A 23870-nucleotide genomic window follows, 5' to 3' on the forward strand; every position below is an offset into this window, starting at 1 on the left:
CCCTGCTAGTTCGGGAGGAGGCCTTCGTTGTCGCGTCAGGACAGTTCAGCGTCCACATCGGACTCGTCGAGCGCGTCGACCTCCAGGTAGATCTCGGCGACCTGCGCGAGCCTGCCGGGGGTGGTCTCGTCGGCGAGCAGGCGGGCGGCCATCGCGCTCACGCTGAGCGTCGCGAACAACGTCCGCACCGAGATCCCGTTGCTGTCCAAGGCTTCCCGCAACCGGCCGACGATCATCGTGGCCAGCACGGAGTCACCGCCGAGGGCGAAGAACGGGTCGTCGACGCCGACCCGGCCGACCTCCAGGACGTCCGCCCACACCTTCGCGAGCACCTGCTCCAACGGTGTTTTCGGCGCCACGTAGGAGTCCGTCTCGGCCGCCCAATGCGTCGCGACGGCGCGCCGGTCCACCTTTCCGTTGGCGGTCAACGGCATTTCGCCGAGCACCACCACCCGCGCGGGCACCATGTGCGGCGGCAGCATCGTCCGCGCGAACTCGCGCACCTCGTCCGCCATGACCTCGCCCGCGACCGCGGCCACGAGCTGGTTGCCCGCCACACCGGCGATCCCGCGCCGGACCGCGGGATGCTCGGCCAGCGCGGCCTCGATCTCGCCCAGCTCGATCCGCACTCCTCGCACCTTGACCTGGTGATCACGGCGGCCGAGGAACTCGAGCGTCCCGTCGGGCCAGTACCGCGCCATGTCGCCGGTGCGGTACCAGCGGCGCCCTTCGTACTCCACGAACCGGTCGGCCGTACGCTCCGGATCGGCGCGATAACCATGTGCGACACCATCTCCGCCGATCCACAGCTCGCCGCCGACCCAGTCCGGGCAGTCGCGGCCACGGGAATCGACCACGCGGCAGGCGACGTTGCGCAGCGGCGTGCCGTAGGGCACCGACCGCCACTGCGTCGGCACGCCGTGCACCTCGCACACCGTCGAGTGGATCGCGGTTTCGGTAGTGCCGCCGAGTCCGGCGAACCGGCAGCGCGGCGCGTGTGCGGCGACGCGCCCGGGCAGGTCGGTGCCGACCCAGTCGCCGCCGAGCAGCACGGTGCGCAGCCCGGTCAGCTCACCGGGGCGGGCGGAGACCAGCAGCATGTCCAGCAGCGCCGGCACGCAGTTGACGAGGGTAACCCCTTGCGCCGCAACGAGTTCGGCCCATGCTCGGGCGTCCTTCCGGTCGCCTTCCTCGACGAGGACGACCGCGCCACCGGCACCGAGCAGACCGAAGATGTCGTACACGGAGAGGTCGAAGTCCAAAGCGGACACTGCGAGGCAGCGGTCCGACTCGCCGATGCCGAAGCGCTCGCTGAGGTCGTCGATCGTGTTCATCGCCGCCCGGTGCGGGACCTCGACACCCTTGGGCTCGCCGGTGGATCCCGACGTGAACAGCACGTAGGCCACCGACTCCTCGTCCACGCGCACGGGTTCGGCGAGTGGTTCGGCGTTGCTGTCGGCGCTGGTCAGGACGGTGCGGAGGCCTGCAATGCGGCGGATGCGCTCGGCTCGCGCCGACGGCTGGTCGACGCCGATCGGCACATACGTGGCACCGGCGGCGAGCACGCCGAGGACCGCCGCGATCTGGTCCGGACCTTTCGGCAGGCTCACGCCGACCGTGTCCCCCGGCGAGACGTCCAGCGACGCCGCGATCTTGAGCGCGCGCTCGGCGAGTTCGCCGTAGCTGATCGAGCCGGTGGCCCACAGCAAGGCTGGTGCATCAGGGTTTTGCCGCGCCCGCTCGAAGAACCCGTCGTGCAGGAGCTTCCCGCTCCGCGGACCGGCGGTGTCGTTGACCTTCGCGCGGACTTCGGCTTGCGCCGAGGGCAGCGCACCGCCCACCGGGCGGTCCCAGGCCGCGTCGTCCTGGCCGAGCCGGGTGATCAGGCTGTGGAAGGCGGCGAACATGTCGTCGATCAGGCCGCCCGGGAAGGCGTTTTCACGCACGTCCCAGTTGATCAGCAGGCCCCCGTTGACCTCGGTGACCTGCGCGTCCAGCAGCACCTGCGGGCCCTGCGAGATGATCCACACGGCCTCGCCGAACAAGCGGCGGACATCGGCGTCGAACAGCTCGCCGAGGTTCAGCGCGCTCGTGAACACGACGGGTGCGAGCACCTGCTCGCCCTGGTGCCGCGACAGGTCCCGCAGCACCTCGACACCCGAATAAGCCGCATGCGCGGCGTCGGCGTGCATCCGGTCCTGCAGCGCCCGCGCGTGGTCCACAAAGGACGCCTCCGCGGACAGGTCCACGTCCAGCAGCACGGATCCGGTGAAGTCGCCGACGAGCTGGTCGACCTCCGGGTGTGCGCTCTCTCGGTCGAACATCGGCACGTTGAGCAGGAACCGCGGCTGCGCGCTCCACGACGCGAGCGACTCCGCGAACGCGGTCGCGACGACCATCGCCGGGGTCAATCCGTGCTCGTGCGCCCGCGAGGAAAGGTTCTTGCGGTCCTCCGGCGCGAGCCAGTGGTGCCGCCGGGTCACGCGCGTCGCGTCGCCGCGCTCGCCCTCCGGCACGAGCGGCAGGTCGGGCGCCGCAGGCAGTTCCGGAATCCTTTGCTGCCACCATTCGCGGGCCCGCTCGCGGTCGGCCTGCCGCGCCGGCTCGCGTTCGGCCAGGTAGCGCGGGTAGCTGTAACCGATCGGCTCGAACTCGGGGTTCTCGTAGAACCGCGCGAGGTCGGCGAGCAGCACGCGGTAGCTGAGCGCGTCGGCGGCGAGCATGTCGACGTCGACGTGCAGCCGCGTCCGACCAGCGGACAGGCGGCTGAGCTGGATCGCGAACACCTCGCCCTCGGCGACGTTGAGCCGCTCGTGCGAGGATCGGTCCCGGATCGCTTCCAGCTCCGTCTCGTCCTCGATGTCATGCACGACGAGCAACGGCTGGGCGCGCTCGGACAAGATCTGCTGACGGCCGTCGTCGGTGAACTTCGCGCGCAGCATGCCATGTCGCTCGACCAGCGCCCGCACGGCTTGTTCGAGCTTCGCCGGGTCGACATCCTGGCCGTCGAACTCGACGTAGAGGTGTGCGGCGACCGAACCGAGCGTGGTCTCCTCGTCACGGCCGATCCAATACGCGTGCTGCATCAGCGCCAGCGGGAACGGCTCGCTCTCGTCGATGTCCATCGTGACAACGGGTTCCGGCGCGACCCCGGCCGCGTCGGCGAGCACCTCGCGCCAGCCGGCGAGCGTCGGGCTCTTCGCCAGCTGCGCGAAGCCGACCTTGATCCCGCGGCGGCGCCACTTGTTCGCGACCTGCATGAGCTGAATGGAGTCCAGGCCCCACTCGATCAGGCTGTCGCTTTCGGACAGTCCGGCCGCTTCCGGGCCCAGTAGGTCGGTGACCTCCCGCAGGAGCTCCCCCGCCGTCGGCTGCTGACTCACCACGTGCCCAGCTCCTCTTCGAACTCGTCGAACTCGTCCTGACTGATATCCACAAGGGACAGATCGGGTTTGGCTTCCGCCAGCGCTTCCCCGAGTTTCTGTACCAGAGCCGCCACGTCGTGCGGGCTGATCAGGCTGATGCGCAGCTCACCGTCGATGGCGGCCGCGTTCACCTCCAGCGCCCAGTCCGGGCGCCTGCCGGGCTTCGGCGGCACGCGCAGCATCGGCGCCTCCGGCGCGACCGACCAGGCCGAGCCGTCGCTCGCGTCGACCCGGCCGAGGTAGTTGAGCACGATGGTCGGCTCCGGCAGGCCGAGCGGGCGCAACAGTCCGTAGCCGAGGCCGTGGTCGGGCAGGTCTTCGACACGTCCGTTGGCACGCAAGGGAAAGATCGTGGTGAACCAGCCGACCGTCGCGGACAGGTCGACGCCGGGCGCGATCTGCTCCTCGCGGCCGTGGCCTTCGACGGCGATCACGGCGTTGTCCACGCCGAGGGCCTGGCCGAGCGCGCGGATCAGCGCCTGCTGGACATCGCCGGTGGGCAGCGGTGCGGTGAACTCGGTGACCTGCGGCTCGGCGGCGATCAGGGGCAGCACCTGGTCGGCGCCGTCGAGGATGCCGCGCCACAGGTCCCACTCGCCGCTGCGGTCCTGCTGTCCGAGCAGCTCGCTCCAGCGACGGAACGAGGTGCCGGCGCGGATCAGCTCGTGCCCCTGCCAGGCTTCGGCGAGGTCGTCGAGCAGAATCCGCCAGGACACGCCGTCGACGACGAGGTGGTCGGCGACGATCAGCACCCGGTCGTCGAACCAGACCACCTGCAGCATCCGGTCGTCGGTGAGCCGGCCGCGCGCGGCGAGCAGTTCGTCGTCCAGGGAGCCGGTGGCCCTGGTCAGGATTTCCTTGGCAGGGAAGGATTCCTCTGGGATGACAAGCGTCTCGCCGTCCCAGCGGGCGCGCAGGACGTCGTGCCGGTCGAGGATCGCCTGCACGGTGCGCAGGAGTTCCTGTTCCGCCAGGTTTTCCGGTGCCGCGAGGAGCATCGCCTGGTAGAGCCCGCGGTAACGCATGATCGGCGTCGGCTCGACGCGCCCGTGCGGGGTGCCGGTGTGCACGACGAAGCCACCCGCGGCGGCGAGCCCGGCCGGTGTGCGGTGTTCGAAGATCTGCCGCGGGGTGAGCGTGATGCCGGCCTTGCGGGCGCGGCTGACGAGCTGCACGGAGATGATGCTGTCGCCGCCGAGTTCGAAGAAGCTGTCGTGGATACCGACCTCGGGCAAGCGCAGGGTCTCCGCGAAAAGCTTGCACAGCAGACGTTCCCGCTCGTCACGTGGCTTGTCGTCGCCGGCGAGGGCGGCGAAGTCCGGCGCTGGAAGCGCTTTCCGGTCGAGCTTGCCGCTCGGGCTCAGTGGCAGCTCGGCGAGTGACACGACCGCGGCGGGAACCATGTGCTCGGGCAGAGTCTTCGCCAGCTCTTGCTTGACGTCGCTTGCGTCGCCGACGACGTACGCGACCAGCCGGCCGTCCCGCACCACGACGGCCGCCTGCTGCTCGATCGCCGCCTCGATCTCGCCGAGCTCGACCCGGAAGCCGCGGATCTTGACCTGGTCGTCGGTCCGGCCGAGGTAGTGCAGCACCCCGTCGACCTGCCGCACGAGGTCGCCGGTGCGGTACAAGCGGCCGTTCTCGTGCGCGACGAACCGGGACGCCGTGAGCCCGGGCCGGTTGAGGTAGCCGCGCGCGAGCTGGACGCCGCCGAGATACAGCTCCCCCGGCACTCCAGACGGAACCGGCCGGAGAAGGCGGTCGAGGACATGCACTTCGGTGTTCCAGACGGGCGTGCCGATCGCGACTTCATCGGTGACGGTCCAATGTGTGACGTCGACGGCAGCTTCGGTGGGGCCGTAGAGGTTGTGCATCCCAGGCTTGGCGATGTCTGCTGGAAGCGCTTCCCCGCTGGTGATCACCCGCTTGGGCAACGGCTTCTCGCCGTAGGCCCTGAGCATCGATGGAACAAAGTGGACGGTCGTCACCTGGTCCATGATCGACGCCAGGTAGTCGGGATCCTTGTGACCGCCCGGCTTCGCCACCACCAACTTCGCGCCCGTGATGAGGGGCCAGAAGAATTCCCACACCGACACATCGAAACTCGACGGCGTCTTCTGCAACACGGCGTCTTCGGGCGTGAGGTGATACTCGTGCTGCATCCACAACAGGCGGTTCACGATCGCCTGATGCGAGACCACGACACCCTTCGGGCGTCCGGTCGAACCCGATGTGTAGATCACATAAGCCGCGTTATCCGGGCCCGGCTTTGTCGTCGCAGCGGCCCCATCAAGCGCCGCAGGAAGAACTACCGTCGGCTGAGCATCGGAGATCATGAACTCCAACCGCTCCTCCGGATACGACGGATCCAGCGGCAGGTACGCACCACCAGCCTTCAGCACACCGAGGAGCGACACGATCAAATCCAGCGAACGGTCCTGCCGAATCCCCACGATCCGATCCGGACCCACACCCGCCGCGGCCAGACCCGAGGCCAACTCGGCCGCTCGTGCATCCAACTCCGCGTAGGTCAGCGATTCGCCCTCGAACACCACCGCCGTGGCCTCCGGCGTCCGCGCCACCTGCGCCTCGAACAGCTCGGGCAGGGTCGTCTCCGGCACCTCGACCGACGGGAACGACTCGGCCTCGCCGAGTGCCAACTGCGACAATGGCCGGTCCGGGTCGCCGACCAGCAGTTCGACCACCGCCACGAACCGGCGCACAATATCGTCCACTGTGGACCGATCGAACAGGTCCTTGCTGTAGACGAGCCAGCCGTCGATCCCGCTCGTGCCCTCGAAGAGGTGGAACGACAGGTCCATCCGCGCGGCGTAGAACTCGACGTGTTCCTCGCGCATCGACGCCGCCCCGAACGGCACGGCAGCGCGCGGCGCCTGCTGGTAGGCCAGCATCACCTGGAACAGCGGGTGCCTGCCCATCACGCGTGCCGGGTTCGCTGCCTCGACGAGCCGCTCGAACGGCAGGTCCTGGTGGCCGAACGCGCCGAGATCGGTCTTCCGGACGCGCTCGATGAGCTGCCGGAAGCTCGGGTTCCCGTTGACATCCGTACGCAGGACCAGGGTGTTCACGAAGAACCCGACGAGATCGTCCAGCGCTTCGTCGATCCGGCCGGCGATCGGGGTGCCGAGCGGGATGTCGGTGCCGGCGCCCAGGTAGTCGAGCAGGGCGGCGAGCGCGGCCTGCACGGTCATGAACACCGTCGAGCCGGTTTCCCTTGCCAGACCGGCGAGCTTGGCCTGCGTCCCGGCCGAGAGCCGGAAGCGCACGGCGTCGCCCTCGAAGCTGGGGACCGCGGGACGCGGCCGGTCCGCGGGCAACCGCAGCTCGTCCGGCAAGTCCGCGAGCTGGGTACGCCAGTAGGCGAGCTGAGTCGAGGCTGTGCTTTCCGAATGCGTGCTTTCCGGATCAGCCGCGTTGCCGAGCAGGTCACGCTGCCAGAGCGCGTAGTCGGCGTACTGCACAGGCAACGGCTGCCAGTCCGGCGCGCGGCCGCGCAGGCGCGCGGTGTAGGCGGTCGTCACGTCGGCCAGCAGCCGTTCACCGGACCAGCCGTCGCTCGCGATGTGATGTGTCAGCAGCGAAAGCACCTGGCCGTCGAGCAACCGCGCCTCGAACGGCGGTTCGCGATCGAGTTCGAACGCACGCCGCGCGGCCTCCTCCGCGGCGCCACCGACCTCCAACGCCGGCGCCCAGTCGAGGATTTTCTGGTACGGCCGCCCCTCGAACTCCGGATAGATCGTGCGCAGCACCTCGTGCCGTCCGACCACATCGGACAGTGCCGCGCGCAGCGCTTCGATGTCGAGCGGGCCGTCGAGGCGCGCGGCGAGCGGGACGTTGTAGGTCGGGCTCGGGCCTTCCAGTCGGTAGAGGAACCACAACCGTTGCTGCGCGAACGAAAGCGGGATGCGTCGCGGACGCGGCATCGGCGTCAACGCGGCGCGCTTCCGGTCACCGTCGTCGAGCGCGGCGGCCAGGCGCGCGACCGTGGGGGCGTCGAATATCGTGCCGATCGCCAGCTCGATCCCGAGTTCGGCGCGTACCCGGCCGACGAGCCTGGTGGCCAGCAACGAATGTCCGCCGAGCGCGAAGAAGTCGTCGTGCACGCCGACGCGGTCGAGTTCGAGCAGATCGGCGAACAGCCGGGCGAGGGCGCGTTCGCGTTCGGTGCTCGGTTCCGCCTCGCTCACGGTGACGGTCGGCTCTGGAAGCGCTTTCCGGTCGAGCTTGCCGCTCGGGGTGAGCGGCACGGCGTCGATCTCGACGATGACCGACGGCACCATGTGCTCGGGCAGTGACCTCGCCAACTGCCGCTTGGCGTCGCTCGCATCGCCGACGACATAGGCGATCAGGCGCTCGCCCCGCGCGATGACGGCCGCCGCTTCGACACCGGACAGGGCGGTCAGCGCCGCTTCGATCTCGCCGAGCTCGACGCGGAAGCCACGGATCTTGACCTGGTCGTCCGCGCGGCCCAGGTAGTCGAGTGCGCCGTCTTCGCGCCAGCGCACGAGGTCACCGGTGCGGTACAAGCGGCCGTTCTCGTGCGCGACGAACCGCGAGGCCGTGAGCCCGGGCCGGTTGAGATAGCCGCGGGCGAGCTGCACACCGCCGAGATACAGCTCTCCCGGCACGCCAGGGGGCACGGGCCGCAGGAACCGGTCGAGGACGTGGAGCTGCGTGTTCCACACCGGCCGCCCGATCAGCACCTCGTCGGTCACGGTCCAGTACGTGACGTCGACAGCGGCTTCGGTGGGGCCGTAAAGGTTGTGCATCCCGGGTTTGGCGATGTCGGCTGGAAGCGCTTCCCCGCTGGTGATCACCCGCTTCGGCAACGGCCTCTCGCCATACGCCCGCAGCATCGACGGTACGAAGTGGACAGTCGTGACCTGCGGCATCACCGACGCCAGATAATCCGGATCCTTGTGCCCGCCCGGCTTCGCCACCACCAGTTTCGCGCCCGTGATGAGAGGCCAGAAAAACTCCCACACCGACACATCGAAACTCGACGGCGTCTTCTGCAGAACGGCATCTTCGGGCGTGAGCTGATACTCATGCTGCATCCACAACAGCCGGTTCACAATCGCCCGATGCGAGACCACCACACCCTTCGGCCGCCCCGTCGAGCCCGACGTGTAGATCACATAGGCGGCGTTATCCGGGCCTGGCTTTGTCGTCGGAGCGGCTCCGTCGAGCGCGGCAGGCAGAACCGCCACCGGCTCGGCGTCGGAGATCATGAACTCCAACCGCTCCTCCGGATACGACGGATCCAGCGGCAAATACGCACCACCAGCCTTGAGCACCGCCAACAGCGACACGATCAAATCCAGCGAACGGTCCTGCCGAATCCCCACGATCCGATCCGGGCCCACACCCGCCGCGGCCAGCGACGACGCCAGCGAAGCAGCCCGCGCATCCAACTCCGCATACGTCAACGACTCACCCTCGAACACCACCGCCGTCGCATCCGGCGTCCGCGCCACCTGCGCCCCGAACAACTCCGGCAGAGTCGTCGATGGCACCTCGGCCGCGGTGTCGTTCGGCAGCCGCGCGGCGTGGTAATCCAGCCGCCCAACGCCCTGACCTGGCGCGTCGAGAGCGGCGGTGAGCAGGGACTCCAGGTGCTCCAGGAACCGGTCGATCGTCCGGGCGAGGAACAGGTCGGTGGAGTACGTCGCCTCGATCCGCAGCTGCCCGTCGGTCAGAAACGCTTCCAGCGCAAGGTCGAACTGCGTGGTGTCGTTGTGCACCGTCTCCCAGGTCGCGGTCACGCCGGGCAGGTCGAGCCCCTGCAAACCCTGCGTCAGGAACAGCAGCATGACATCGAACAGCACCGAGCGCCCGGCCGTCCGGGGCGGCCGCAGCCGCTCGACGAGCAGGTCGAACGGCAGGTCCTGATGCGCATAACTGTCGGTGCACACGCGGTGCACACGCGCGACCAGCTCGGCGAACGACGGCTCGTCGGCCAGATCCGCCCGCAGCACCAGCGTGTTGCCGAAGTTACCGATGAGCCGCTCGACCTCGCCGGCGTCGCGATTCATTGACGCCGAGCCGATCGGCACATCGGTCACACCCGTGTAGCGGTGCAGCAGCGCGGCGTAGGCGGCGAGCACAACCATGAACGGCGTGACCCCACGGGCCTGCGCGAACGCCGTCGCCCGCTCGGTCAGCGCCGCGTCGAACGTCCTGAAGCGACGGTCGCCGCGGCTCGAACGGGCGGCCGGGCGGGGAAAATCGGTCGGCAGCGGCAGGTTCTCGGGCATCGGGTCCAGCGCGCCGCGCCAGTACTCGAGGTCACCGGCGAGCCGTTCGTCGGTAAGCGTTTTCCGTTGCCACAGCGCGAAGTCCGCGTATTGCACCGTGAGCGGTTCCAGGCCCGACGGCCGTCCCGCGGTGTCTTCGCGGTAAAGCGCGGACAGGTCGTGGGACAGCGCGTTGAAGGTGAAGCCGTCCCACGCGATGTGGTGCACCGTCATCACGAGCACCCAGTCGTCGTCGCCTTGCCGGAGCAAGCGCAACCGCAGGGAGTGCTCGCGGGACAGGTCGAAGGCGTGCGCGGACTCCTGCCGGGAAAGCGCTTCCACCGCACGGGCGCGCTCGTGTTCCGGCAGGCCGCGCAGGTCGGTCTCGGCCATGGTGACCACCGCATATGCGTCGATCACCTGCCGCGGTTCACCGTCCGCGCCGGGCACGTAGCGCGTGCGCAGGATCTCGTGCCGCTCCACCAGCCGCTGGAAGGACCGGTGCAGCGCGGCGGTGTCGAGGTCGCCGCGCAGGCTGATCGCAAGGCACACGTTGTAGGCGGCGCTGTCCGGTTCGAGCTGCTGCAGGAACCACATTCGGGACTGTGCGTAGGAAAGCGGCAGGTCGTCCTCGCGGTCCCGACGCGGGATCTGGTTGGTGCTCGCGAGTCCGGCCTGCGCCAGCCGGCGGCGCAACAGCTCGCGCTTGCGGGCCGCGAGGTCACTCATCTGAGATCTCCTTCAGCGCGGCGAACCATTCGCGCGACAGTTCGTGGATGCGTTCTTCCGGGAAGATCCCGCCGGCCCACTGCCAGTCCGCTTCCAGGACCGAGCCATTGACCAGCGCATTGAGCACAAGGCAGTACGGCGCGGGCATTTCGTCGTCCACGCCACCGCCCATCGCGCCGACCTCCGGCGCACCGGACCACGGTTCGTCGTCGGACTCGCCGACGGTCAGCCGGCCGAGGTAGTTGAATTCGACCTGCGGCTCTGGCAGGCGCGCCAGTTCCGGCGCGGTGTCCGGGTTGAGGTACCGGAGCAGGCCGTGGCCGATTCCCTTGTCCGGCACGGCAAGTTGCTGTCCGACCTGACGGACGTCGGTGGGATCGATGCGGACGGGATGGACGCTGGTGAACCAGCCGACGGTGCCGGACAGGTCGGCGCCGGGCACGATCTGCTCCTCCCGGCCGTGCCCCTCCAGTGCGATCAGCACCGAACCACCCTCGCCTCGCCACCGGCCGACGGCGCGTGCGAACGCGGTCAGCAGCACGTCGTTGATCGTGGCGCCGAGCCGCTCCGGCACGGTGGTCAGCAGCTTTTCGGTGAGTGCGGCGTCGAGGACCGTGCGGGTGGCCCGCATCGTCGCCCGCGTGTCGAGCGCCGGGTCGAGCCTGCGCTCGCCGAGCACCGGATCCGGGCCGGACAGGATGTCGCGCCACAGGTCCAGCTCGGCCGACTTCGCTTGCGCCACCTCGGGAAGCGCTTTCGCCCACTCCCGGAACGACGTGCCGACCGGCGGGAGCTCCCGGCCCTGCCACAGATCCGCCAGCTCAGGGACCAGCACGCCCCACGACGCGCCGTCGACCACGAGGTGATGCAACAGGATCAGGAGACGTCCGTCGCTTTCGCCCTCGAACCACACGAACCGCGCCATTTCGCCGTTCGCCGGGGACAGCTCACGCAGCTCCTCCTCCATCACGTCAGGGAGTTGTACCGCGACGTCGGTGAGTTCGATCCGGCGGATGGAAGCGCTTACCGCACCGCGTGGCCGCACCGTGAAGGCACCATCGAAAGTGGACCGCAGCACGTCATGCCGGTCGAGCAGGGTCTGGATCAGCTCCGTGAGCCGATCCAACGTCAACCCGGCCGGGGTGCACAGCAGCCGGGCCTGGCTGAGCCGGTCGTACGGTTTGTTGTGGGTGAGCCAGGTCAGCATGGGTGTCAGCGGCACCGCGCCGATACCGGCCTCGGGGTCTGCGGAGCGCTTCGCAGTGCCGACGACCTGAGCGAGTTCGGCCACCGTCCGGCGCTCGAACACGTCACGCGGGCTGAAGCCCAGGCCTGCCGCGCGGGCCTTGCTGACCAGGCGCATCGAGACGATGCTGTCGCCGCCGAGCGCGAAGAAGCTGTCATCGGCGCCGACCTCGCGCACGCCGAGCACCTCGGTGAACAGCTCCGCCAGCCGCCGCTCGGTATCAGTGCGCGGCGCACGGGTGGTGCCGCGGTAGTCGGGTGCTGGAAGCGCTTTCAGATCGAGCTTGTCGTTGCGGGTCAACGGGAACCTGTCGACGGCGACGATCGCGGCGGGGACCATGTAGTCCGGCAGGCTCGCGGCCACCCGCTCTCGCAACCCTTCCACGCCACCGTTGCGCACCACGACATAGGCGACGAGACGGCGAACGCCGGGGGTGTCCTCGCGCGGTACCACGACGGCCCGCTCGACCCGGTCGTCCCGCGACAGCACGGCTTCGATCTCGCCGGGTTCGATGCGGAACCCGCGGATCTTCACCTGGTCGTCGACGCGACCGAGGCATTCGATGCGGCCATCCGCCGTCCAGCGCGCGATGTCACCCGTGCGGTACAGGCGCTGGCCATCAGGGGCCGCGACAAAACGTGACGCCGTGGTGCCCGGGCGGCCGAGGTAGCCGCGGGCGAGCCCTTCGCCCGCGAGATACAGCTCGCCTTCGACGCCGATCGGGCACAGTCGCAGCCGCCGGTCGAGGATGTAGGCGCGAGCGTTGCCGACCGGCGAGCCGATGGACGGCGACTCGCTGTCCGCGAAGTCGGCGGCCACGGAGTCCACAGTGCACTCCGTCGGCCCGTACAAGTTGTGCACGGCAAGGTCTTCCTGGTCGCGCAGCATCCGCCACAGCTCGCCAGGCACGGCTTCACCGCCGACGCCGAGCACCTTCAGCGAGCCCCGCCACGGTTCGTTCGCGATCTGCGCGAGCAGGGTCGGCGACAACTCGACGAACTCGATCTCGTGCTGGGCAAGGAAATCGCGCAGGAGGTCGGCGTCGCGCCGGACAGCCGGCGGCACGAGGTGCAGCTCGTGCCCGGCGAACATCCACAGCATCGGCTGCCACGACGCGTCGAACGCCATGGGCCACGCGTGTGCGACCCGCAGCGGCCGCCCGGCCCGGCGCCACGCCGGGTCGAACAGCGCCGCGCGATGGCTGACCAGCAGGTTCGTGATCGACCGGTGCGTGACCACGACGGCCTTCGGGGTGCCGGTCGAGCCCGAGGTGTAGATGACGTAGGCCGGGTTCCCGGGTCGCGCGGATTGCGGCAGGTTTTCGCCGTGCCCCAGCGGAATCTCGGTGAGGACGATGACCGGTTTCGAGTCGGCGAGCATCGTGTCGAGCCGTTCGGCGGGCCAGTCAGGGTCGAGTGGCAGGTACGCGGCACCGGCCTTGAACACCCCGAGCAGGGCGATGATCATTTCCGCACCGGCCGGCATCTTCAGCGCGACGATCTGCTCCGGCCCGGCGCCCTGCTCGACGAGCGCGCGAGCGACGTGGTTGGCGCGGCTGTTGACTTCGGCGAAGGTCAACTGCCGGTCGTCGGCGATCAATGCGATCGCGTTGGGCGTGCGGCGGGTTTGCTCCTCGAAGACCTCGGACATCGTCGTCGGCGTGACCTCGAGCCGGGGGCCGGTGCCGAATTCGATGAGCTGCCGATACTCGGATTCCGGCAGTAGATCGAAGGGCCTGTCCTCGGCGAAATCGGCGGCCGCGCGGGTGAAGTACCGGGCGATCGCCTCGATCCGCTCGCGATCGAAGACGTCCGGCCGGTACTCGAAGGTGACGGAAAGCGCTTCCTCGGCCGCGACCGCGAGGGTCAGCGGATAGTGCGTCGCGTCTTCGACCTCGACCTGGCTGATCCTGATGCCCGCGCGGTTTTCGCTCTCCCCCACCGCGTCCGAGTCGATCGGGTAGTTCTCGAACACGACGAGCGTGTCGAACAGGTCACCGGTGCCGCGCTGGATCTCGGTGAGCCCGAGGTACTGGTGGTCCATCAGCCGCGACTGCCCGGCCTGCAACTCGCCGAGTGGCGCGTCGGCGCGCACCCGCACCGGAATCGTGTTGATGAACAGGCCCACCATCGAGTCCACACCGGACAGATCCGCCGGACGGCCCGACACTGTGGCACCGAAGACCAAGTCGTCCCGGCCGGTCAGCCGGGCCAGCACCTGGCCCCACAGCCCCTGCACGACGGTGTTGACCGTCAGGCCTTCCGCGCGCGCACGGGCATAGAGCCGCTCGCCCGGCAGGTCGATCCGGATCTTGCCGGGACGCGTCGGGACGCGTGAAGCGGTGGGCGCCAGCAGGGTCGGCTCGGCTCCTGCAAGCGCTTTCTGCCAAGCAGCCGTCGAAGCCTCAGTGTCGCGTGTGGACAACCACGTGAGGTAGTCCCGGTACGGCCTGGGCCGGGCCGGTTCGGTGCCGCCGTAGAGCGCGAGCAGCTCGCTGACCAGCAGCGGAAGCGACCAGCCGTCGAGCAGGATGTGATGGTTCGTCAGCACCAGCCGGTAGTCGGTCTCGGCCAGCTTCACCAGCGTCATCCGCAGCAGGGGCGGCTCGGCGAGATCGAACCTCGCCTCCCGGTCTCGCCGCCGGGCCCCGTCGAGATCGCCCTCGACCTCGGCCCACGGCAGCTCGACCTCGTCGAGGATCACCTGCACCGGATCGTCGACGTCCTCGTACACGAACGCGGCCCGCAGGTTCGCGTGCCGGGCCAGCAATGCCCGCGCCGCCTCGTGTAAGCGCTTACCGTCGACCTCGCCTTCGAGGCCGAGCACGAACTGCACGGTGTAGACGTCGTCCGCGCTCCGGTCGAACAGGGCGTGGAACAGCATGCCCTGCTGCAGCGGCGACAGCGGCAGGATGTCCTCGATCACTTCTTTCCCCACTTCGCCGCGAGCTTGTCGAGCTGCCCCTGGTTGAGCGAAACCAGCGGGACGTCCGACGGCGTGAGCCCGGCGTCGGTGTCCTCGGAAAGCGCTTGCAGCCAGGTCTCCGCGAACCCGCGCACCTCGGTCTCGGTGTGCGCGGACGTCCACGACCAGGTCGCCTTCAGCACCGGACCGCCGGGGCCGTCCTCGGTGACCGCGTTGATCTCCAGCGGACGGTGTTGCGTCCGCGGCTCCGGCAGTTCCTCCGGCCCGGGCGTCCAGTAGTCCTCGCTCAGATCGAACCGGCCGAGGTAGTTGAAGCCGACCGCGGTATCCGGGATGTCCTCGCCGAGTTCGGTGCCCCGCAAGCGTTCCTTGACCTCGGCCAGCGTCGGCCGGTTCAGGTCGAACGGGAACACGGTGGTGAACCAGCCGACCGTCCGCGACAGGTCCGCGCCCGGCACGAGGTGTTCGTCACGACCGTGCCCTTCGAGCGCGACGACGGTCGGCCCGAGCACCCGGCCCAGCGCGAACACCAGCACTTCGTTGGCCCGGGAGTGCTTACGTGCCAAGATCTTCCGGGTCTCCGGAACACTCAGCTCCACTGTCAGTCTGCCCGCCACCGGCGCCGCCTCACGTGCCTTGGCTGTGTTCGGCCGCGCCGTCGCGAGCGCCCAGGTGCGGAACGAGGTCGGCACCGGCGCGAGCACCGGCGCGCGGTCGGCGGCGCGCGCGGTCCACGCCTCCGCCAAGTCCTCGGCGAGGATCCGCCAGGACACGCCGTCGACCACCAGGTGATGCAGCACCAGCAAAAGTCGCCCGTCGAACGCGACCGCGCGGACCATCGAGTTCGCTGGATCCGCGGCGCCGTAGTGCTCCGGGCGGTACGGGCCGTCGACATGCTCGACGACGGCCTTGACGGAACCCGGCGGTGGAACGTGCAGCACGCCGTCGCCGAGCCGCGCCCGCAGCAGGTCGTGATGATCGAGCACATCCTGCAGCACCCGCTCGAACGCGTCCGGCGCGAACGGTTCGGGCACCCGCAGCAACGCCGCCTGGTGCATCGTGCGGTCGCCGGTTTCCGTCCACCACCGCATGATCGGGGTGAGCGGCACATCGCCGGCACCGTCGTCGTGCGCGATCACCGAGGCCGCGTCGATGGTGCGGGCGAGCGCGGCCGCGGTCTGGTGCTCGAACACCTGGCGCGGCGAGATCGCCAGGCCGGCGGCGCGGACCTTGCTCACGAACCGGATGGACAGGATGCTGTCGCCGCCGAGGGAGAAGAAGTTGTCCTCGGCGCCGACCTCCGGCAGCCGCAGCAGCTCGGCCATCAGTCCACAAAGGATGCTCTCGGTTTCGGTGACCGGCCGCCGGCTCGCCGGTTCGTCCGGCTCGGGTGCGGGCAGCGCCCGGCGGTTGACCTTGCCCGAGGGCAGCAGCGGGAACTCGTCGAGGAAGACGAACCGTTGCGGCACCATGTGTTCCGGCAACCGGGTGCGCAGCCACTCACCGATGCCCTCGACCGGGGGCGCGAGACAGTAGCCGGTCAGCCCGGGCCGGTCGTCGCGGACCAGCACGACCGCGCGCCGGACCAGCTCGTGCTGTTCGAGGACCGCTTCGATCTCCTCCAGTTCGACCCGCATCCCGCGAATCTTGATCTGGTTGTCGGCGCGGCCCAGGAACTCCAGGCTCCCGTCGGCCAGCCACCGCGCGAGGTCACCGGTGCGGTACAGCCGGGATCCGAGCGGCCCGAACGGGTCCGCGACGAAGTGGTCCGCCGTCCTCTTTGGATCGTTGATGTAGCCGCGGCCGAGGTACACGCCGCCCGCGTACAGCTCGCCCGGCACGCCCACGGGAACCGGCAGGAGGTTGCGGTCGAGCACGTACAACCTGGTGTTGCCGTTGGGTTTGCCGATGGACACCGCGCCGCGGATCGCCTCCGGGTCGCGGTAGACGACGTGGCTCACGCCGATCGTCGCCTCGGCAGGCCCGTAGCCGTGGTACATCACCGCTTCGCTGCTGTGCCGGAACCGCTGGAACAGCTCGGGTGTCAGGACTTCACCGCCGCACCAGACGTGTTTGAGGGACCGGGCCTTCGGCGTGAAGTCGTCGATCTGCAACAACAGGTCGAGGATGGAGGACGGCAGGTAGGTGAAGGTGACCTCGTGCCGCTCGATGAGGTCGAGCAGGTAGTCGATGTCGCGCTCGCCGCCGGGTTCGGCGATGACCACCTTGCCGCCGGTGACCAGCGGCAGGAAGATCTCGTTGATCGAGATGTCGAACCCGAGCGGCGCCTTGAACAATGCCGCGTCGCCGACCCCGAAACCCAGCATTTCCCGCTGCCACAGCAGGCGATGGGTGATCGCGCGATGCCGGATCATCGCGCCCTTCGGCGTGCCCGTCGAGCCCGAGGTGTAGATGACGTAGGCGAGATTCTCCGGTGCGATCCGCGCGTCGACCGTGTCCGAAGTGGACTCGTCGATGTGCACCACCGGGACGCCGAGGTCCCGGACGGGCTCGTCGTGCTTCTCACCGCTCAGGATCGCGGCCAGCCCGGCGTTCGCACAGACCTCCGCGATCCGCCGTTCGGGCCACGACGGCTCCAGCGGCACGAACGCGCCACCCGTCTTTTCCACGCCCAGCAGGCCGACGATCATCTCGATCGACCGCTCCCAGTGCATGCCCACGGTCTGCTCGGGACCGACGCCGAGATCCTGCAGCGTGCGGGCGACGTGGTTCGCGCGCGCGTCGAGTTCGGCGTAGGTGAGCTTCTGGTCGTGGAACTCGACCGCGATCGCGTCCGGCGTCCGGGCGACCTGCTCGGCCACCATCGCCGTCAGCGTGGTCTCGGGGCGTGTTTCGCTGGTGTCGTTGAACTTCCGGAGCTGGTCGTGCTCGGCGGGTCCCAGTGTGTCCACGAGATCGACGGGCCGGTTCGGGTCTACGGTAAACGCTTTCAGCAGCCGGGCGAGCCGTCGCCCGAATCCATCCACGGTGGACTCGTCGAACAGGTCGGTGCCATAGGAGACCAGGCATTCGCCGGGGCCGAAGTGGAAGGCGAGGTCGAACTTCGCACCGGTCACGCCCGGGTCGAGCGGTGTCGTCGTGATACCGGGCAGCGTCAGCTCGGCGCTCGTGGGGTCCTGGTGCGACACCATCGTCTGGAACAGCGGATGCCGGCCGGGTGAGCGCGCCGGGTTGACCGCCTCCACGACCCGCTCGAACGGCAGGTCCTGGTGCGAGTAGGCGTCGAGATTGGTCTCGCGGACGCGCGCCAGCAGATCGCGGAACGTGGGATTGCCGGACACATCCGTGCGCAGCACCAGCGTGTTCACAAAGAACCCGACGAGGTCGTCGAGCGCTTCGTCGCCGCGCCCGGCGGTCGGGGTGCCGAGCGGGATGTCGTCGCCGGCGCCGAGCCGGTGCAGCAGCACCGCGACCGCGGCCTGGCCGATCATCAGGTCGGTGACGCCGAGTTTGCGGGCTAGCTGCCGCGTGTCGGGCAGCTCGAACCGAACGGTGCCGCCGCGGCGGCTCGGTGTCCGCGGGCGGGGGCGGTCGGCCGGCAGCGGCAGTTCCTCGGGCAGGCCGTCGAGCCGCCGCACCCAGAAATCCGTGTCGTCGCGGGAGTTTTCGAGCTGCCACAGCGTGTAGTCGGCGTACTGCACGGGAAGCGGTGCCCAGGTGGGCGCTTTACCGTCGCGTCGCGCGGCGTACGCAACGCCGAGGTCGCGCAGCAGTGGCCGGGCAGACCATTCGTCAGCCGCGATGTGGTGCACGAGAAGGGTGAACTCGTGCTCGTCCTCGCCGGTTCGACGCAGGTCGTAGCGGACCGGCAGTTCCTCGTCGAGCCGGAAGGAATGCTCGGCCGTGCCGCGTTCGATCGGCCTCGGCGCGAGGATCTCCTGGCGTGGCTCGGTTCCCGGGAAGATCGTGCGCAGCGACTCGTGCCGTTCGACGACATCCTGGAGCGCCGCGTCCAGCGCGGGCACGTCGAGCGGGCCGGCCAGCCGCGCGACGAACGGAATGTTGTACGTGGGGTTCGGGCCTTCGAGGCGGTAGAGGAACCACAGGCTGCGCTGGGCTGGTGAAAGCGCTATCTCGGCGGGGCGCTCGCGTTTGACCAGGGCCGGTCTCCGGTCACCGTCGTCGACAAGCCGCGCCAGGCGCGCGGCGGTCGGTGCGTCGAAGACCGCGCGCAGCGGCAGGTCGACGCCGAACGTACGGCGGACCCGGCTGACCAGTTTCGTCGCGAGCAGGGAATGGCCGCCGAGTGTGAAGAAGTCGTCGTCGGGCCCGGCGGTGCCGAGGCCGAGGACATCGGCGATCAGCTCGCAGAGGATCTCTTCGCGCGGGTCCCTGGCTTGACCGCCGCCGGTTTCGAGCCGTGGTTCGGGCAACGCTTTGCGGTCGAGTTTTCCGCTCGGGGTCAGGGGAATCGCGTCGAGGGTGACGATCGCGGACGGGGTCAGGTGCTCGGGCAGCCGGAGCGCGGAGGTGTCCGGGGTCGCGCCTTCTTCGGGCACGAGGTAGCCGATGAGCTGCTGCCGTTCGGCTTGGACGGCGGCCGCGGCGGCCTTGACACCGGGCAGCGCGGCGAGCGCCGCCTCGACCTCGCCCAGTTCGACGCGGAAGCCACGAATCTTGACCTGGTCGTCCGTCCGGCCCAGGTAGTGCAGAACTCCGTTGTGCCAGCGGACGAGGTCACCCGTGCGGTAGAGGCGTTCGCCGTTCGGCGCGGCGACGAACCGCGCCGCGGTGAGCCCGGCCCGGTTGAGGTAGTCACGGGCGAGCTGTACACCCCCGAGGTACAGCTCGCCCGTCATCGCCGGGCGGAGCATCGGGTCGAGGACGTGGACCTGCGTGTTCCACACCGGCCGCCCGATCGCCACTTCGTCGGTGACGGTCCAATGCGTGACGTCGACCGCGGCTTCGGTCGGGCCGTAGAGGTTGTGCATGCCTGGCTTGGCGATATCCGCTGGAAGCGCTTCCCCACTCGTGATCACCCGCTTCGGCAACAGCCTCTCGCCATACGCCCGCAGCATCGACGGGACAAAGTGGACAGTCGTCACCTGCGGCATCACCGACGCCAGGTAATCCGGATCCTTGTGACCACCCGGCTTCGCCACCACCAACTTCGCGCCCGTGATGAGCGGCCAGAAAAACTCCCACACCGACACATCGAAACTCGACGGCGTCTTCTGCAACACCGCATCTTCGGGAGTGAGCTGATACTCGTGCTGCATCCACAACAGCCGGTTCACGATCGCCCGATGCGAGACCACCACACCCTTCGGACGGCCTGTCGAGCCGGACGTATAGATCACATAAGCCGCGTCGTCCGGCCGAGGCCTCCGCAGTTCACCGGCACCATCAAGCACGGCAGGCAGAACCACCACAGGCTCGGCGTCGGAGATCATGAACTCCAGCCGTTCCTCCGGGTAGGAGGGGTCAAGCGGCAGATAAGCGCCACCGGCCTTCAGCACACCAAGCAACGACACAATCAAATCCAGCGACCGATCCTGCCGAATACCCACAATCCGATCCGGACCCACACCCGCCGCAGCCAGCGAAGAAGCAAGCGAACCAGCCCGCGCATCCAACTCCGCATACGTCAACGACTCACCCTCGAACACCACCGCCACCGCACCCGGAGTCCGCGCCACCTGCGCCTCGAACAACTCCGGCAGAGTCGTCGCAGGCACCTCGACCGAAGGGAACGACTCCGGAGCGACCAGATCCAACTGCCCCACGGACAAGTCCGGGGTCGTGACGAACCGGCCGAGCACATCGGATACCCACGACGCGATCAGCGACACGTCGGGGAACTGCGCCGGATCGTGATCGATCCGCAGCACCAGCTGCTCCCCCGGCACGACGAGCAGCGCCAGCGGATAGTGCGTCGCGTCGCGCACGGAAACGCTGTCCAGCAGGGGAATCGAGGTGTCCATCGGGTAGCTCTCGAACACGACGAGGGTGTCGAACAGGCTCGCGTGCCCGCTGGCGCGCTGGATGTCGGCGAGCCCCAGATGTTGATGCTCCAGCAACCGAGCCTGCTCAGCCTGCACGCGCGCGAACAGTTCGGCGAGCGACTCCCCCGGCGAAAGCCGGATCCGCACGGGCACGGTGTTGATGAACATGCCGACCATCGACTCGACGCCCGGAACGTCGGCGCTGCGGCCGGAAACCGTCGCACCGAAGGTCAGATCGTCGCGCCCGGTCAGCGCTGACAACGTCAGCGCCCACGCGCCCTGCACGACGGCGTTGACCGTCACGCCGTGACGACGGGCCGCCTGCTCCAACGCCTGCCCGTCGAGCATGAACTCCGAACGGCGAGGGAAACCGGCCGAAGGACCACCGACGAGCGTCGGCTCGTCGAGCCCGGAAAGCGCTTTCTCCCAAGCCGTCGTAGCGGTGTCCTGTTTGGACAGCCACGCGAGATGATCCCGATACGGCCGGACCGGTGGTAGGGGCTCACCGCGGTAGAGGGCCAGGAGTTCGCGGACCAGGATCGGCGCGGACCAGCCGTCCCACAGCAGATGATGCGCGGTCAGCACGAGAGTTCGCTTGCCTGCCACCGTGAACCGCAACAGCGGCGGGCGGGCGAAATCGAACGGCTCGGCCCGCTCGGCGTCGAGGTCGACCGACTCGGCGACCCGGAACGGCACCTCCACGGCACGCCGGATCACCTGCACGAACTGCCCCGAAGCCTGGGTGCGGAAGGCCGCCCGCAGGTTCGCGTGGCGGCGCACCAGGGCTTCCGCCGCGGCGCGCATCCGCGGCGGATCGACGTCTTCGGTCAGGTGGAGGACGGTCTGCACCGTGTAGACATCCACCCGGTCGTCGAGCAGGGCGTGGAACACCATGCCCTGCTGCAACGGGGTGAGCGGGAGGACGTCCTCGACGCTCGAAGCCCGAGAAACCCGGGAAACCACGGTCAGGACTCGGTTTCCATCGCGCGCACGAGGCTGCGTGGCCGCATGTCCGTCCAGTTCGCCTCGATGTGGTCGAGGCACGCCTGCCGGCTGTCCTCGCCGAACACAATCGTCCAGCCCGAAGGCACCTCGGCGAACGTGGGCCACAGCGAGTACTGGCCCTCGTCGTTGACCAGCGCGTAGAAGCGGCCGCTGTCGTCGTCGAAGGGGTTGGTCACGGAAGCCTCCCGATCATGGGTTAACTGAGGCTTACCTTAGTAAGGCGGAGCTAAGTGTGTCTACCCGCGAAAAAGGTGACGAGCGCGGCGTTGACCTCATCCGGTCGCTCCAGGTAGCCGTAATGCCCGCAGCCTTCGAGCTCGAGATACCGCGCGGACGGGATCGCGTCGGCGACTTCCCTTGCCAGGTAAGCGGGCAACCGCAGGTCGTCGGCGAATCCGATGACCAGGCACGGAACCTTGATCGCGCGGTAGGCCGGCAGCCGGTTCCCGGTGATGTCCAGGCGCAGCTGCGCGCGCAGGCCGGGCGTCCAGATGGTGGGCGACAGCGTGAACAGGTCGAGCCAGTCGCGCATCGCCGCGTCATCGTTCAGCGTGCGGGGTGAGAGATTCTGTACCGCCCGCACCACCGCCTCGTACCGCGCCGGCAGGTCCACGCCACTGTCGCGCAGCTCGCGTTCGGCCTCCCCCATCGCCTCGCGCAGCACGTCCGGGCGACCGCGCGTCGCCATCATCACCGCCTGCGTGACCAGGTCCGGGCGGGCCAGCGCCAGCTCGGTGACCACCTGCGCGCCCATCGACGTGCCGGCGAGCCGGCACGGGCCCAGGTCGAGATGCTCGATCAGCTCGGCGGTGTCGGCGACCAGATCGTCGATCGTGAAGTCCGTGTCCTCGCCGGAAAATCCGCGGTTGTCGAACGTGATCACGCGGTAGCCGGCGTCGACGAGCGCGGGCACCTGGTGCAGATGCCACACCCGCCCGGTCGCGGCGGTGCCCATCACCAGCACCACGGGTTCGCCGGAACCCGTGTCCTGATAGGAGATCTTCACGCCGTTGACGGCTGCGAGGGCCATTGCTCTCCTTGCAGGCTCGCGCGGCGCAGCCGGGGCATCGTCACGGCGACAAGGCACACGCCGAACACGCAGATCAGCCCGCCGCCGACGATCGCGCCGGCGCTGCCGAACAGGCGCGCGGCCAGCCCGGCTTCCGCGTTGCCGACCGCGGGCCCGGTCGTCGCCTGCGCGAGCCACAGGCTCGACACGCGGCCCTGCAACTCGTCCGGCGTGTAGTGCTGGAGCAGCGCGCGGCGCAGGATTTCCGACGTGGTGTCACCGATTCCCGCGATCGCCAGGCACATCAGCCCGAGCCACAGCTGTCCGGACAGGCCGAACCCGATGATCGCGAGACCCCACACCAGCACCGAGGCGATCAGCGCGCGGCCGCTGTGCCGGGCCCGGCCGATCCAGCCGCTGGCCAGCGCACCGAAGAAGGCCCCGACCGCGGGCGCCGTGTAGAGCAGGCCCACGGTGGACGGGCCGCCGTGGAAAACCTGTTCGGCCAGCTGCGGGAACAGCGCGTACGGCATCGCGAACACCATGGCCCACACGTCGATCAGCAGCAGCCCGGCGACGACCTGGTTGTGGCGGACGAACCGGAACCCCTCGGCGAGCGATCGCAGCGGATGTTGTGGCTTGTGCTCGGAACGCAACGGTGGAATGGACCACATCAGGACGACGCCGAGGATGTAGCCGCCCGCGTCGATCGCGAAGCAGGTCGCGACGCCCGGCCCGGCCGCGATGAACCCGGCGACCGTGGGGCCGATCATCGCACCGAACTGGCTGGTCACGGTGAACAGCGCGCCCGCGGCGGCCAGCTGCTTGGCCTCGACCAGCGACGGCACCACCGCCATCAGCGCCGACCCGCCGAGCCCGTTGATGCTCCCGGCGAGCACGGCCGCGAGGTAGACGACAGCCAGCGCCGGATGCGGCATCGCGGCGTTGATCGCGAGCCCGGCGAGGATGACCGCGACCACCGAACGGGTGCCGAGGATCAGCCGCCGCCGGTCGAGCCGGTCGGCGAGCACGCCACCGGAGAGCAACCCCACGAGCAGCGCGAACCCGAACACGAGACTGACCAGGCCGACCTGGACGGATGAGCCGGTGAGCTGGTAGACGTGCAGGTTGATGCCGACGTTCGTGAGCGCCGTGGTCAGCACCGTGAGGGTCTGCGCGGCGAAGACGCGGCGGTACCCCGGACTGGTCCGCAACGGTGTGGTGTCGATGACCAGTTCGCCAAGCCGCACGAGGTACCTTCCTCCCGATTACATCGGCTAGCCTAACCTAAGTTCGTCGCCTGACCCA

7 protein-coding genes are annotated in these 23870 nt (G+C 69.1%); all 7 read right to left on the reverse strand.

The genetic code is table 11. From position 1 onward, the window contains the following. Positions 1 to 35: 35 nt before the first annotated feature. Genes LOZ83_RS07685 through entS form a run of 7 tightly spaced genes read right to left on the reverse strand, consistent with a single transcriptional unit; the run spans position 36 to position 23812 of the window. Positions 36 to 3386, reverse strand: a complete 3351-nt coding sequence (locus LOZ83_RS07685; RefSeq protein ID WP_374202642.1) for an amino acid adenylation domain-containing protein — start codon at positions 3384 to 3386, stop codon at positions 36 to 38. Beyond that, positions 3380 to 10411 (reverse strand): non-ribosomal peptide synthetase, encoded by a 7032-nt coding sequence (locus LOZ83_RS07690; RefSeq protein ID WP_236789554.1) that lies wholly within the window; start codon positions 10409 to 10411, stop codon positions 3380 to 3382. The genes LOZ83_RS07685 and LOZ83_RS07690 overlap by 7 nt, the downstream gene beginning before the upstream one ends. Then, the gene (locus LOZ83_RS07695; RefSeq protein WP_236789555.1) at positions 10404 to 14582 is read right to left on the reverse strand and encodes an amino acid adenylation domain-containing protein; all 4179 of its coding nucleotides are present in this window, start codon (positions 14580 to 14582) and stop codon (positions 10404 to 10406) included. The genes LOZ83_RS07690 and LOZ83_RS07695 overlap by 8 nt, the downstream gene beginning before the upstream one ends. Then, positions 14579 to 21511 (reverse strand): non-ribosomal peptide synthetase, encoded by a 6933-nt coding sequence (locus LOZ83_RS07700; RefSeq protein ID WP_236789556.1) that lies wholly within the window; start codon positions 21509 to 21511, stop codon positions 14579 to 14581. Before LOZ83_RS07700 ends, LOZ83_RS07695 begins: the two co-directional genes overlap by 4 nt. Positions 21512 to 21513: 2 nt before the next feature. After that, on the reverse strand, positions 21514 to 21729 hold the full coding sequence (locus LOZ83_RS07705) for an MbtH family protein (RefSeq protein ID WP_236789557.1): 216 nt from the start codon (positions 21727 to 21729) through the stop codon (positions 21514 to 21516). A gap of 50 nt (positions 21730 to 21779) precedes the next feature. Then, positions 21780 to 22583, reverse strand: coding sequence for an alpha/beta fold hydrolase (locus LOZ83_RS07710; protein ID WP_236789558.1), 804 nt, complete (start codon positions 22581 to 22583; stop codon positions 21780 to 21782). Next, on the reverse strand, positions 22556 to 23812 hold the full coding sequence (gene entS, locus LOZ83_RS07715) for an enterobactin transporter EntS (RefSeq protein ID WP_236789559.1): 1257 nt from the start codon (positions 23810 to 23812) through the stop codon (positions 22556 to 22558). The genes LOZ83_RS07710 and entS overlap by 28 nt, the downstream gene beginning before the upstream one ends. Positions 23813 to 23870 lie beyond the last annotated feature (58 nt).

The sequence above is a fragment of the Amycolatopsis sp. GM8 genome (assembly GCF_021653975.1).
Taxonomy (GTDB): domain Bacteria; phylum Actinomycetota; class Actinomycetes; order Mycobacteriales; family Pseudonocardiaceae; genus Amycolatopsis_E.

Coding starts and splice junctions, on each gene's coding strand:
- LOZ83_RS07690 (WP_236789554.1), bottom strand. CDS start 10,411: ATGAGTGACCTCGCGGCCCGCAAGCGCGAGCTGTTGCGCCGCCGGCTG.
- LOZ83_RS07710 (WP_236789558.1), bottom strand. CDS start 22,583: ATGGCCCTCGCAGCCGTCAACGGCGTGAAGATCTCCTATCAGGACACG.